The 12,774-nt window shown below is 47.8% G+C and carries 14 protein-coding genes; 10 read left to right on the top strand and 4 right to left on the bottom strand.

What is annotated here, in order from left to right; all coding sequences use genetic code 11:
- Window positions 1-33 precede the first annotated feature (33 nt).
- Both EVJ22_RS11195 and EVJ22_RS11190 read left to right on the top strand, forming a co-directional pair.
- Entirely contained in the window at window positions 34-483 is a 450-nt protein-coding gene (locus EVJ22_RS11195) for a hypothetical protein (protein WP_131443931.1), read from the top strand.
- A gap of 14 nt (window positions 484-497) precedes the next feature.
- Entirely contained in the window at window positions 498-1,142 is a 645-nt protein-coding gene (locus tag EVJ22_RS11190) for a plasmid pRiA4b ORF-3 family protein (RefSeq protein WP_071398954.1), read from the top strand.
- Window positions 1,143-1,190: 48 nt separating this feature from the next.
- Here EVJ22_RS11190 and EVJ22_RS11185 read toward each other — a convergent pair whose 3' ends face one another.
- Window positions 1,191-2,684: a DHA2 family efflux MFS transporter permease subunit gene (locus EVJ22_RS11185; RefSeq protein ID WP_131443930.1), complete on the bottom strand. Its 1,494-nt coding sequence runs from the start codon at window positions 2,682-2,684 to the stop codon at window positions 1,191-1,193.
- 154 nt (window positions 2,685-2,838) lie between these two features.
- Here EVJ22_RS11185 and EVJ22_RS11180 point away from each other — a divergent pair, with 154 nt between their 5' ends.
- The 8 genes from EVJ22_RS11180 to EVJ22_RS11145 all read left to right on the top strand — a co-directional run bounded on the left by EVJ22_RS11180 (window position 2,839) and on the right by EVJ22_RS11145 (window position 10,451).
- Complete coding sequence (locus tag EVJ22_RS11180) at window positions 2,839-3,711, top strand: TetR/AcrR family transcriptional regulator (protein WP_071398946.1); 873 nt, start codon at window positions 2,839-2,841, stop codon at window positions 3,709-3,711.
- A 146-nt stretch (window positions 3,712-3,857) separates the two neighbouring features.
- A complete protein-coding gene (locus EVJ22_RS11175) occupies window positions 3,858-4,871 on the top strand; it encodes a LacI family DNA-binding transcriptional regulator (RefSeq protein WP_131443929.1) in 1,014 nt (337 codons plus the stop codon).
- Window positions 4,872-5,066: 195 nt separating this feature from the next.
- A complete protein-coding gene (locus EVJ22_RS11170; protein WP_233589693.1) occupies window positions 5,067-6,380 on the top strand; it encodes an ABC transporter substrate-binding protein in 1,314 nt (437 codons plus the stop codon).
- A 62-nt stretch (window positions 6,381-6,442) separates the two neighbouring features.
- Window positions 6,443-7,342 (top strand): carbohydrate ABC transporter permease, encoded by a 900-nt coding sequence (locus tag EVJ22_RS11165; RefSeq protein ID WP_071398943.1) that lies wholly within the window; start codon window positions 6,443-6,445, stop codon window positions 7,340-7,342.
- A 3-nt stretch (window positions 7,343-7,345) separates the two neighbouring features.
- On the top strand, window positions 7,346-8,272 hold the full coding sequence (locus EVJ22_RS11160; protein WP_173647386.1) for a carbohydrate ABC transporter permease: 927 nt from the start codon (window positions 7,346-7,348) through the stop codon (window positions 8,270-8,272).
- Window positions 8,273-8,296: 24 nt separating this feature from the next.
- Window positions 8,297-9,649: a GH1 family beta-glucosidase gene (locus tag EVJ22_RS11155; RefSeq protein ID WP_071398942.1), complete on the top strand. Its 1,353-nt coding sequence runs from the start codon at window positions 8,297-8,299 to the stop codon at window positions 9,647-9,649.
- 101 nt (window positions 9,650-9,750) lie between these two features.
- Window positions 9,751-9,993 carry a hypothetical protein gene (locus EVJ22_RS11150; protein WP_131441496.1) on the top strand — a complete coding sequence of 81 codons (243 nt, stop codon included), beginning with the start codon at window positions 9,751-9,753 and terminating at the stop codon, window positions 9,991-9,993.
- A gap of 2 nt (window positions 9,994-9,995) precedes the next feature.
- Entirely contained in the window at window positions 9,996-10,451 is a 456-nt protein-coding gene (locus EVJ22_RS11145) for a WapI family immunity protein (RefSeq protein ID WP_071398940.1), read from the top strand.
- Between the two features lie 107 nt (window positions 10,452-10,558).
- Here the strand turns inward: EVJ22_RS11145 and EVJ22_RS11140 are convergent, their stop codons facing one another.
- From EVJ22_RS11140 to EVJ22_RS11130, 3 genes are all read right to left on the bottom strand, one after another.
- Window positions 10,559-11,107: a hypothetical protein gene (locus EVJ22_RS11140; RefSeq protein WP_131441494.1), complete on the bottom strand. Its 549-nt coding sequence runs from the start codon at window positions 11,105-11,107 to the stop codon at window positions 10,559-10,561.
- Window positions 11,104-11,424: a hypothetical protein gene (locus EVJ22_RS11135; protein WP_071398938.1), complete on the bottom strand. Its 321-nt coding sequence runs from the start codon at window positions 11,422-11,424 to the stop codon at window positions 11,104-11,106. The genes EVJ22_RS11140 and EVJ22_RS11135 overlap by 4 nt, the downstream gene beginning before the upstream one ends.
- Window positions 11,425-11,677: 253 nt before the next feature.
- A complete protein-coding gene (locus EVJ22_RS11130) occupies window positions 11,678-12,316 on the bottom strand; it encodes a hypothetical protein (RefSeq protein WP_131441493.1) in 639 nt (212 codons plus the stop codon).
- Window positions 12,317-12,774: the final 458 nt, after the last annotated feature.

Below are 12,774 nucleotides of genomic sequence, written 5' to 3'. Positions count from 1 at the left end.
TTTGCGTCGTAGATTAGAATTGAGGTGAGGGGAATGGATAAACAAGAACGTGCCATAGCGCTAAAACGGCATCAACAGAAACGAAATCGTTCTCAAATTAGTCTCGCTCTATTACTCGTTTTGACGTTTATACTCGCATATCAAATCGGACAGTTTTATATCGGGCTCGGAATTGGGGTTATCTTGTCTATCGTTGTGACGGGATGGCTCCATTATAAGGAGAGTCAGTTCGCGCGGAGTATGGCGCCTGAGGTGAATGTCAAGCGATTGATTAGTCGTCAGTATATGTGGACATTTTTGTTCATGATGTTACCAAGTTTGATTTTATTTGTCATGGTTCTATTAGGTCGCCCACTCCTCGGCTTATTTTTTATAGTTGCAGTTGCAGCTCAATATATGGTGCAGTGGTATTATGAGCAACAAATTCGGTTACTTGACCCGGAGCAACCGAGACGGGCAGATGTTCGAGAACAATCGATTTAGAGAGGCGGTACCACATGTTTACAGCATATCAATTCCAGATTAAATTGCTGGGGAGTCCGACCCCTGTATGGCGCCGGTTCATCATCCCGGCGGAGACGAATTTCAAACGGCTTCATGACGCGATTCAACTCGTCATGTGGTGGGAAGATTCACATTTAGCAAAATTCGAGGACGATTTACGTAACCCGACGTTCCGCTTCGTGTTAAATCCTGAAGAAGTGTATGAACACAAAGATCGTCTCGCGTATTTAAAGGCTCAGTCAAAGCTGAGCGAATTTGAAACGAACCTATTGGAACGGTTCAAGCAAGTAACGGTCCGGGACATGAAAAACGTGAAGCTCCCAAGTATCATCGAGTCCGATCAAACACTCTACTACACGTACGACTATGGGGACGATTGGCAACATGAACTGATTCTGGAGAAAGTCATCGCCGATTATCCGCACCCGCATCCGATGGTGACGGAGTGGGAGGGCGAGACGCCGTTCGAGGATATCGGTGGCATGGCTGGAAACATACACCTGCAAGAGATTTTAAATGATCCGAACCATCCGCAACATGAAGAAATGATTGAGTTAGGAAAAGAAGTTGAGCCGTATGAAGTCGATCGCATCAACTTTTTGTTGAAAGAGTATGTGACGGTGAAGCGAGTGAAATAGCACGCAAAGAAAGCCGTCCTGTGAGAACAGGGCGGCTTTTCGTATAACTTAATTCGCTTTTTTGAGCTCTTGCTCTTCTTCCTTGAAATCGAGTTTTCGAACATCGACCCGTTTCACGAAAAATGCTAATACAAGCGCAAGTAAGTTCATCGCGAGCGCAACATAAAACGATACTTGAATCCCTGACAGTAGCGCTTGCTGCGTCATCGCACCCATTGCGCTTTCAGTGAGTGTCGACGGATCGACGCCGGTCATAAGTGACTCGGCTTCAGTCCGTGTCACCGAGTTCATGATGGTGACAAGCACTGCCGTCCCGATCGCACCGGATACTTGTTGTGCCGTGTTGTTGATGGCCGTGCCGTGCGGGTTAAGGTGTGTCGGCAACTGGTTGAGACCGTTAGTCATGATGGGCATCATGACCATCGACATCCCGAACATGCGAAGCGTGTACGTCGTGACGATATACGTATACGTCGAGTCGAGTTGAACGTTCGCGAGCATATACGTCGAGATCGCCGTGATGGTGAGACCGGTAATGGAAAGCAACTTCGGTCCGAACTTATCGAACAGTTTCCCCGTGATCGGTGACATGATCCCCATGATGATGGCACCTGGCAACAGCATCAGTCCTGAGTCGAGCGGCGAGATGCCGCGGACGCTTTGGACGTAGGCCGGTGTCAAAATCATCCCGGAGAACATGGCGACCGCGTTGACCATCGCGATGATCGACGCGAGTGCGAACATCGGATATTTATACGCCCGTAAGTCGAGGAGCGGTTTTTCCATATTGAGCTGGCGGACGACGAACGCGATAAGTGCAATGAGGCCAACGATCATCGTCGTCAAGACGATTGGGTTGTCCCAACCGTCCGAACTCGCCGAACTGACGCCGTATAAAATTCCGCCGAAGCCTAGCGTCGATAAGACGAGCGACAAGTAGTCGAGCGATTGGTCTTTGTTTTGGACCATGACGTTCTCGGCTTTCCAAACGGCAAGTGCGAGTCCAATGATCGCCAGTGGGAGAATCATCTCAAACAAGACGCGCCAGTCGTAGTACTCGACGATATAGCCCGACAATGTCGGTCCGATCGCTGGTGCCGTGATCATGACGAGACCGAAGATACCCATTGCCGTTCCGCGTTTCTCACGCGGGAAGCTGACGAGCATGACGTTCATCAAGAGCGGTCCCATCGTCGAGGCACCGACCGCTTGAATCATCCGCCCTGAGAGCAACCAGCCGAACGTTGGAGAGAAGGCGGCAATCGCCGTCCCTAGAGCGAAGATTGCCATTGACGTAATAAAGAGCGCCCGGTTTGAGAAGCGGGTGATCAAGTAGGCCGATGCTGGGACGAGGACGCCCGTAACAAGCATAAAGCCTGTCGCGAGCCATTGGACGGTCGAATAGTCGGCGATCTCCAAATCGACCATGATCGATGGGAGCGCGACGTTAAGTAATGAGTTGTTCAAGAAGGCGATGAACGCCCCGACGAACAAAACCGCAAGCATGAGGTACGGCGGTTTCTTTTGAAATTCTGGTTTCATACGAGTTGCTCCTTTATTTTCTAAATAGTTATATACTAGTAAGTGTCGATGAAATGATTTTATACCCATCGTATAAATAAATCAACAATTTTGTACCGGTAGTTCAAAATGCTATACTTAGGATACAAACCAAACAGAACGGAGTAATCAGTATATGAAAGATAAGAAACGAAAAGTCGCCGATGTTGCCATGACGTTGTTCATCGAAAACGGGGTACAACAGACATCGGTTCAAGAAATCATCGAGCGAGCCAATATTTCAAAAGGCACGTTCTACAACTACTTCGCCTCGAAGACGGACTGCGTCGCCAACATCCTTGAGAATTTGCGTTATGACGCCGGCCAGCGTCGCATCGAGATGCAGATGGGGCGGGACAAGCGCGATAAGGACGTCTTCATCGAGCAGATTTCGATTCTCATTCAGTTAAATGAGGAACGTAATCTGTACGCCTTGTTTGAGTCGATCATGTCGGCGAACGAGCCTGAATTGAAAAAACTCGTCTTGCAGCATCGCGTCTACGAGATCGAGTGGCTCGCGATGCGACTGACGGAAATCATCGGCGAACCGATTCGTCCGTATTCGATCGAATTGACGATTCTATTCAACGGAATGTTGCAACACGTGCTGTTCACGTTACGCATCACGAACACGGCTTACTCGATCCAGAAACTTATCCGTAACTTGTACGAGTACGTCGAGCTGATGGCAGCACGGATGGTCGAGACGGGCGAACATATCTTGAACCCGGTCACGGTCGATCAAATGCGGGGGACGACGGATAAAAACTTGGTCACGAAAGAAGAGTTGGTCGAGATGGCAGAGCGGATCCAAAAGCATGTGGTAATGACGGAAGAACAAAGGGATTTATTTGAGGCGATCACGTATGAATTGCATCAAGAGCGGCTTCGGAAAATTGTAATCGAGCAATTGCTCAAGCCGTTTCAACGCTTGTTCAAAGGTGTCACTGGCGAGACCGAGGTTCAAAAATTTACGAATCTTGTATGGTTGTACACACGGACACATTGACGACAAAAACTTTCCTGTTACTGTTATATAGAAGAAAGACGTCACAAAAATAAATCTCAAAATATTCCACGAAAAAGAATTGATTCCTACAAATTCATGCGCTACAATCAAATTACCGAAAGCGCTTTCGGGAAGAGGAGACTGACATGGGTACGATCTATGATTTAGCAAAGAAAACCGGCTTTTCGATCACGACCGTCTCTAAAGCGTTGAACAACTACAAGGACGTGAGCGACAAGACGAGAGCCAAGATTTTAAAAGCAGCCGCCGAGATGGATTATCTGCCGAACGCACACGCCCAGTCGTTATCGACGAAGAAATCGTGGGCGATCGGAGTCATGTTCTCGGAAGCGAACGAAGTCGGGATGAAACATCCATTCTTTAACGGAATCATTGAAAGTTTTCGTCACGCGACAGAGGAACAAGGCTATGATTTGATCTTTGCCTCAAGAAACCTCCGCAACCGTGACATGAGTTATCTCGAACACTTCAAACACCGCGCCGTTGACGGCATCGTCGTCATCTGTTCGGACCGGATGGATGAGCAAGTCCAAGAACTCATGCAAAGCGACATCCCGATCGTCGTCGTCGATATGGACAGCGCGGATTGTAGCGTCGTCTATTCGGACAATATCGAGGGTGCACGTTTAGCCGTGAACCACTTGTACGAACTCGGTCATCGCAAGATCGCACATATCGCCGGTGACAGAACGATTGACGCCGGTGCGGCCCGAATCAAAGGGTACGAGCTCGCCATGCAGGCACTCGATCTTCCAATTGAGCCAGGTTATCTGATCAACGCCGGATTCTTTTCAGTCGAAGAAGGTAAACAAGCGATGGAGAAGCTTCTAAAGCTCGAAAGCCCTCCGACCGCAGTTTTCGTCGCGGGCGACCAGATGGCGATTGGTGCGATTGAAGCCGTCCATGAGCACGGTCTCCGGGTACCGGAAGACCTCTCAATCATCGGTTACGATGACATCGACATGATCAAGTACATCACGCCGAAGCTGACGACGATTCGTCAAGATACGGACGAGATCGGCGAAGCAGCGGCCGAGTTGTTGATTGAACAGATGACCGCTAAAGAACGACTCACAGAACGTCGAGTTATTCCGGTCAAATTGATCGAACGCTTGTCATGCGCACCGGTCAAAAACTAAAGTAGTCCCGATGATATTTCGAAGTCGCTCTCTCCCCTTTAATCGGATAGAGGGAAGAGCGCGATTTCGAAAGTCATTCCCAAAAAATCGAAATCGCTTTCGATATTTTATTTCGACATTTTCGAAAGCGCTTTCGACAATTTATTCCCTCTTCTTGCAAACGCTTTCTAAAAACTTAAAAGGATGGGTTCACACATGCGTAAAAAATTAGTCAGCTTACTTTCAATCGGAGCACTATCAGTCGGCGTCTTGGGCGCATGCTCAAACGACGAAGAAACTTCAGGTTCTGGGTCAGGTTCTAAAGACGATGTCTTAAAAGTTTGGTCGTTCACGGATGAGCTCAAAGAACCAATCAAAACGTACGAAGAGCGCAACGGCGTCAAAGTCGAATTGACAATTGTTCCAATCGCGGACTATCCGACAAAACTCAAGCCAGCACTTGAAAGCGGCGTTGGGGCACCGGACGTGTTCACTGGGGAGATCGCGTTCCTCAAGCAATGGGTTGACGCAGGCTACTGGGAAAACCTTTCGGAAGAGCCGTACAATGTAAATGAAATCGCGGACGACTACATCCCGTACGTCTTTGACCTCGGTAAAGACAAAGAAGGCGATGTGCGTGCCCTCTCATGGCAAACGACTCCAGGTGGTGTCTACTACAAACGTAGCCTAGCGAAAGAAGTGCTCGGCACGGATGATCCGACTGAAATTGGAAACATGATGAGCTCGATGGACGGCGTCTTCGAAGTTGCCGAGAAGATGAAACAAAAAGGCTATCGCATGTTCCCAGATGAAGGCGCGATCCGTTGGTTCTCACAAGGCGCAAACCCTGAAGCATGGGTAAACGACAAGAACGAACTTGTCTTGACACAAGATAAGATCGACTACATGGACTACGCGAAAGAGCTTCGTGAGAAACAATACACGGCACTCGCTCCAGAATGGTCACCATCTTGGTTCGAAGGTATGTCTAAACCAATCAAAGTTAAAGAAGGCGGCAAAGAAGTCGAAACACAAGTCTTCTCATACGTCCTCCCGACATGGGGTCTCCACAGTGTCTTGAAAGACAGCGCGAAAGATTCAGCCGGTGACTGGGCAGTCACGAACGGTCCAAGCCCGTACTTCTGGGGCGGCACATGGCTCGGAGTTTACGAAGGATCGAAAAACAAAGAAGCAGCATACGACTTCGTTAAACTCATGACGCAAGACGAAGAGTTCTTGACAGGTTGGGCTGAAGAGACTGGTGACGTACTCGCTTACAAACCGGTCACAGATAAGATCAAAGATGATTTCAGCGACGACTTCCTCGGCGGACAGAACAACTATGAGTTCTTCCTCGACCAAGCTGATGAAATCACACCAGGAATCGTAACGAAATACGACCAACAGCTCGACACACTCTACGGCGCGTCTGTCCTCCAATACGTTGAAGGCAAAAAGTCGAAAGACGAAGCAATCGCAGAGTTCAAAAAACAAGCGAAGAACGCTTACCCAGACATTACAGTTGACTGAAGCAAGCTAACCCGTGGGGGGATTTCCCCCCTTAAGGGTTGCTATGGAAGGAGTAACACGACGTGAAAAAACTTGACCGTTACGGCTATGCGTTTATTGCCCCATTTTGGGTCGTCTTTTTGACATTCAGTATCTACCCGGTCTTCTTGACCCTGTACTACAGTTTCACCAACTATACCGGCAGCCCGGGTGAAGAGGTCGTCGGTTTCGCGAACTACGCGCGTTTGTTGACAGACACATACTTCATCGAGGCGTTCGTCAATACGATTAAGATTTGGGGAATAAACTTTGTCTTGCAAATCGGTCTCGCACTGGCTCTCGCGCTCTTGTTCTCAGATCTTCGTTTGAAATTGAAGGGCCTCGCGTTCTTCCGTTCATTCTTCTATCTTCCTAACTTGATCACGATCAGTTCGGTCGCACTCTTGTTTGGAATTTTGCTCGACTGGCAGCACGGATCACTCAACATGATGCTCTTGAAACTCGGCATTATTTCAGACCCGATCAATTGGTTATCGCAACCGGTGACGGCACAACTGTCCGTCTCACTCATTTTGACATGGATGTGGTTCGGTCACTCGTTCATCATCGTCATGGCCGGTGTGTCGGGGATCTCGCAAGACTTCTTCGAAGCTGCCCATATCGATGGCGCGAACCGTTGGCAGATGTTCACGAACGTCACGGTGCCACTGCTTAAACCGATTCTGTTGTATATCATGATCACATCGCTCATCGGTGGCCTTCAACTGTTCGATCTTCCGCTTCTCTTGACAGATGGAGTCGGTGCGCCAGATGGAGCACTGAACACGATGGTGCTTTACTTGTACAACCAAGCATTCAAGTATAACAACTACGGCTACGCATCAGCGGTTGCTTACGGCTTGTTCTTGATCACGCTCGTCTTCTCGGCGGTCGTCTTCAAAGGCATGTTCCGTAAAGAGCGCGCTGCGCAGAAGGGAGCATAACCAATGGAACAAAATGCAGAATCACGGCGTATGCTCGCCGACAGCGAAGTACAGCCGCCGCGCGAGGAGAAACCTCTCCGCGTGGAGCCGCCAAAAAACAAGGTCAAAAAGAAACGGTTTAGCCGTGGCTTGATCTATACAGGCTTGGTCATCTTGACGATTATCTGTTTCATCCCGTTCCTCATGATGCTCGTCAACGCGACACGGACGAACGGAGAAATCATGACCGGTTTCTCGCTCATCCCAGGGACATCACTACTCGATAACTATGCGATCTTGAGCGACTACATCAACATCTGGACCGGATTTAAAAACAGTTTGATTGTTGCAGTGCTCGTGACGTTACTCTCGGGTTACTTCTCAGCCATGACTGCGTTCGGATTTTCGTTCTATGAATTCAAAGGGAAAAATGTGATGTTCATCTTCATGCTCGTCATGATGATGGTCCCGGGACAACTCGGACTTATCGGTTTCTACGAGATCAGCAAGACGCTCGGGATTCTCGATTCGTTCATCCCGCTCATCATCCCGTCGATCGCGAGTCCGTTCGTCGTCTTCTTCATCCGCCAGTACACGCAAGCGACGCTGCACGTCAGTATGATCGAAGCAGCGCGGATCGATGGAGCGAGCGAGCTTCGCATCTTCCATACGATCGCGCTTCCGATGATGATGCCAGCTGTTGCGACGATGTCGATCTTCACGTTCATCGGCTCGTGGAACAACTACTTGATGCCGCTCGTGCTCTTGTTCTCACCAGAGAAGTACACGTTGCCGGTACTCATGGGCTTCTTGAAAGGTTCGCAAGTCGCCGAAAACCTCGGTGCCCTTTACCTCGGTATCGCGATTTCAGTCGTGCCGATCATGATCGCCTTCTTGTTCTTGTCGAAATACATCGTCAGCAGTATCTCGGCTGGTGCGGTCAAAGAATAACTAGACAGAAAAGAGGAATTGACTATGCAGTTTAACAAAGACTTCGTCTTCGGAACGGCAACTTCGTCTTATCAGATTGAAGGCGCACATAACGAAGACGGGCGCACGCCGTCGATTTGGGACATGTTCTGTGACATCGACGGACGTGTGTTCGACAAGCATAACGGTGACGTCGCTTGCGACCACTACCACCGCTATGAAGAAGACATTCAGCACATCAAAAAGCTCGGCGTTGACACGTATCGCTTCTCAATCGCCTGGCCACGCATCTTCCCGGCCAAAGGTGAGTTCAACCCGGCCGGTATGGCATTCTACAAGACGCTCGCGACGCGTCTCCGTGAAGAAGGCATCAAGCCGGCCGTCACGCTCTATCATTGGGACTTGCCAATGTGGGCTCACGAAGAGGGTGGCTGGGTTAACCGTGACTCGGTCGACTGGTTCCTCGAGTACGCGAAAGTTTGTTTCGAGGAGCTCGACGGTATCGTCGACTCATGGATCACGCACAACGAGCCATGGTGTGCCGGCTTCCTCGGCTACCATGCCGGTGTTCACGCACCGGGACATCGTGACATGAACGAAGCGGTCCGCGCCGTGCACCACATGTTGCTGTCACACGGTAAAGCCGTTGAATTGCTCAAGAACGACATGAAGTCGACGACACCGATCGGCATCACGCTCAACTTATCACCGGTCTACGCGAAGACGGACTCGGCGAACGACAAACTCGCTCAGAACAACTCGGACGGGTACTCGAATCGTTGGTTCCTCGATCCGGTCTTCAAAGGCCAGTATCCGGTCGACATGATGAACTTGTTCTCGAAATACGTTCACTCGTACGACTTCATCAAACCAGGTGACATGGAGACAATCTCGACAGAGTGCGATTTCTTTGGCATCAACTTCTACAGTCGTGGACTCGTCGAGTTCAGCGCAGCGAACGACTTCATGACAGTCGCCGCTTACTCCGATTACGACAAGACGGGCATGGGCTGGGATATCGCCCCGAACGAATTCAAAGACCTGATCCGTCGCTTACGTAACGAGTACACAGATCTTCCAATCATCATCACAGAGAACGGCGCAGCGTATGACGACGTGCTTGAGAACGGCGAAGTCCATGACGATAATCGCATCGACTACGTCCAAAAGCACCTCGAGGCCGTATCTGACTTGAACGACGAAGGCATGAACATCGCCGGATATTACCTCTGGTCGCTCATGGACAACTTCGAATGGAGCTTCGGTTACGAGAAACGCTTCGGCATTCTCTACATCGACTTCGACACACAAGAGCGCGTCTGGAAAGACAGCGCGAAATGGTACGCAGGCGTCATCGCGGACCATAAAGCCAAACACGCAGATAGCATCGAGGCGTAAGACGAATCCATCCCTGCCGCTACAGGGATGGATTTTTTGTGTGGAAGCGATTCAAGCGGGGAACGTATAGAAGAGGACAACGAATGAAAGGGGCGGTTCAGATGAAACGCGAGTATGCGACATACGAAGTGACAGGTTACGACGATAAAGGGAAAATCAAGTTCATTCACTTGAAGGAAGGCGAGTTCGTCTTACCGGTCGAGATTAAAGGCGACGACTTGACGAAAATCAAGAAGATGATGGAGCTCAATCCGGGGGTGACGGTCATCGTGCATGCGGCCGTCGATCAGAAACGGATGCGTCTACAGGAGATTGACGGCTATTCACTGCGAAAGGACGGATAACGATGCCGATTGCGAAATTGATGTCGCGTGACGAGACGATGGATGTGACAATCGAGAGTTACGCGTACGCCTATTCAGACGCCGACAACATGCATGACGCGTCGTGGCATCGGAATTGGGTTGGGCTCCATACGCCTGACCATCGCATCACATTCGACGACATTATGCTCGACAGTTTGCTCGTGGCGCACTACATATCTGTGTTCGAGTCGTTTGTAGCGGGCGACGTGCAGGAAGTCGTGTTCGCGCCGACAGAACCGTTCATCAGCGTGACGTTGACGAGACGGGACGCGGATGGGGATGAAGTGAGCGTACGAGGTATCTTGGAACATCCGCTCGAGGACGAGGCAGAGGAGATTGATTTTGAATTTGAGACGTCCATAACGAATGTGGACAACTTCTTAAAAGGATTACGGGACATCGCAACTGATTTTCCAGTACGGGGGCCAATCAAGTAAAATCCATCTGTCTAGACGACAGATGGATATTTTTATGCGTTCGTTTTTTAATCGTTAAAATAAAATTTAAACGATTAAAAAAGTTTGTAAACAACAAATGGCTCGATTTAGCGGCTAATACGACGAACCCGACGCAAAATCTCGAGTTTCGATACGTTTGGATACTGTTGTTGGATGGTCTCGACACAGTCGGGTACGGTCGCGGTCCGTAACATCTGAACAATTTGATGATCGAGGGAATCGTTCGGTGCAGTTCCCGCTTTGCCCGGTGAATCGTTCCGAAGCCAAAGATGTGCCCCAAGCCAATGCACGAAAACAATCACGCTCATCGTCAGTGGTGACAACGCGACATTCGGGAATAACCAGGTCACGCTATATAAACTACCGGCACTTGTCGCAAGATGACCGACGGCGCGTAGGAACGGCAATGCTCGAGTGTAACGAAGTGACGCGAGGACAGCGCCGAAACCGTCGATGAGGAGTCCGAAGCCAAAAGATATGCTATAAAAGCAACATAATGCGATCAAAAGGGAGAGCGGTGCGGACAAGCTCCTTTCGAGCAGCCAGATGAGTCCGATATCAAGTAAAAGCAAAGGAAGGACGAGGAGGACAAGAAGTCCTCCGACGATCCCTCCTGACTGTAAGAATGATTTCATGATTGCGACTGATATCGGCCAAGTGCAATGAACGCGCATACGATACAGACCATATGCAACGCAATTCCGATGAGCATGGCGTATGGGACGATGGATTTAAAGCCGAGACCGAATGCGAGTGCGGCGCTCGATAAGATCATGAAGCTCGGCGTATAATTGCGTGTTTCCGCTTGCTTCTTTTTAGAGACTGTAAAGTATCCCGCGACGAGTAAACAGACAGGTACTAACAAGATGGGATAGACAGACTGTAGTGCTAACCCGACTAATCCGGACACGCCAGCGAGAACAGCAAATAGGGCAGGATAGTACACTTCCACTTTTTCAACCCCTTTACTTTTTTCCCTAAATATAACAGCCCTTCTCTGTGATGAGAAGGGCTGTCGTTTTTGTTACAGGTCGATACTTGGTTTAAGTATATAAAGCGGACTTATTAAAGCAAGAAATTATGTTTCTCAATTTACGTATTATGTAGAAAAGAAATTAAGTATTTAATTTATACTCATGAGTTAAAAAGAAGGAGAATAAGGAAAAAAGATGTAGGAAAGTAAGATTACCTCCCTACAACGGAAGTTAGCTAAAAATTTTACAAGCTGCTTTTTTACTACCATATTTTTCGACAAGCGTTTGGAAAACGTATCTGCAGGCAAGAGCAGCTGCGCCTGCTCCAAATGGACCAGCCACTCCGAATCCTATTGTACCGGCCGCTGCTGCACAAGCAACATAGCTAGAGAAAATACAGGCCCATTTGTAAGCTGTATTACTATTACTTTTTGCATTTATTTGATGTGAGACCTTGCCAGTCTCGTTTGCAACTTGCGAAGTGAATTCATGGTGAGAATTATTAAATGAGTCGATAGAATATAGTTCGAATTTCGCATCTTTTGAATCATGACTCACATAATATTGAATACTGTAGTAAGTGATGTGATCTTTTTCAACGTACAAGTTATAATATTTATTTTCTGATGAATTGAATATGTTAATTACACCAGATTTGACACTTTCATCTAACCAATAAGAAGAGATAATGTCATTGGGATCTTGATGAATCAACTCAAAAATTTGTTCATGATTCTTGATGTCATTCAAGTTTAAATGCTGTTTTGTAGCCCCAGAATGTTCAGCGGCATTAACTGAAAGTGAAAAAGAACCAAACAAAAGTAATAGAGTACTCATTACAAGTGTAAATTGCTTATAAAACTTTTTCATAAGTTTACGTTACCCCCTTTTAGTGTTAAATTAAGTATATAATAAATATTAAATGGAATAAAGGAGGGATTTAAGTGAAAATGTACCACAAACTCACTTATACACAAAAATTTAAGAGAACATTGTATGCAGGGTTACCTATTCTTATCTTTCTTACTTTGTTCATTTTTTTGACAGTAACCTCGCCTCTTGAAAAAATATTAGTACCGCTTTTATTATTAATTATGTTTTTGGCTCAGTTGCTATATACTTATAAAAAATCTCAATCTGAACACCAAAAATGGGATTAATCAAATTTGTTAAAAGAATATTTACTGCGAATGACTTTCAATAAGAATAGAATATGGGCTTATATTGAGATTTATAACCTATTCTGATTTTGTTTTAATGAACTATAAATTAAGTAGAACACTCCGAAGTGAATACAAAACGCTAATAGCGATAGCCTGGTGTAGAAT

The sequence above is a fragment of the Exiguobacterium sp. SH0S7 genome (genome assembly GCF_004337195.1).
In the GTDB taxonomy this organism is placed as follows: Bacteria; Bacillota; Bacilli; order Exiguobacteriales; family Exiguobacteriaceae; genus Exiguobacterium; species Exiguobacterium aurantiacum_A.
Note: the sequence above shows the minus strand (reverse complement) of the source record. Positions and strands in the feature narration are given on the sequence as shown.

What these genes read in the sequence shown, in the direction of transcription:
- EVJ22_RS11195 (WP_131443931.1), top strand. Translation starts at nt 34, where the DNA reads ATGGATAAACAAGAACGTGCCATAGCGCTAAAACGGCATCAACAGAAA.
- EVJ22_RS11190 (WP_071398954.1), top strand. Translation starts at nt 498, where the DNA reads ATGTTTACAGCATATCAATTCCAGATTAAATTGCTGGGGAGTCCGACC.
- EVJ22_RS11185 (WP_131443930.1), bottom strand. Translation starts at nt 2,684, where the DNA reads ATGAAACCAGAATTTCAAAAGAAACCGCCGTACCTCATGCTTGCGGTT.
- EVJ22_RS11180 (WP_071398946.1), top strand. Translation starts at nt 2,839, where the DNA reads ATGAAAGATAAGAAACGAAAAGTCGCCGATGTTGCCATGACGTTGTTC.
- EVJ22_RS11175 (WP_131443929.1), top strand. Translation starts at nt 3,858, where the DNA reads ATGGGTACGATCTATGATTTAGCAAAGAAAACCGGCTTTTCGATCACG.
- EVJ22_RS11170 (WP_233589693.1), top strand. Translation starts at nt 5,067, where the DNA reads ATGCGTAAAAAATTAGTCAGCTTACTTTCAATCGGAGCACTATCAGTC.
- EVJ22_RS11160 (WP_173647386.1), top strand. Translation starts at nt 7,346, where the DNA reads ATGGAACAAAATGCAGAATCACGGCGTATGCTCGCCGACAGCGAAGTA.
- EVJ22_RS11155 (WP_071398942.1), top strand. Translation starts at nt 8,297, where the DNA reads ATGCAGTTTAACAAAGACTTCGTCTTCGGAACGGCAACTTCGTCTTAT.
- EVJ22_RS11150 (WP_131441496.1), top strand. Translation starts at nt 9,751, where the DNA reads ATGAAACGCGAGTATGCGACATACGAAGTGACAGGTTACGACGATAAA.
- EVJ22_RS11145 (WP_071398940.1), top strand. Translation starts at nt 9,996, where the DNA reads ATGCCGATTGCGAAATTGATGTCGCGTGACGAGACGATGGATGTGACA.
- EVJ22_RS11140 (WP_131441494.1), bottom strand. Translation starts at nt 11,107, where the DNA reads ATGAAATCATTCTTACAGTCAGGAGGGATCGTCGGAGGACTTCTTGTC.
- EVJ22_RS11130 (WP_131441493.1), bottom strand. Translation starts at nt 12,316, where the DNA reads ATGAAAAAGTTTTATAAGCAATTTACACTTGTAATGAGTACTCTATTA.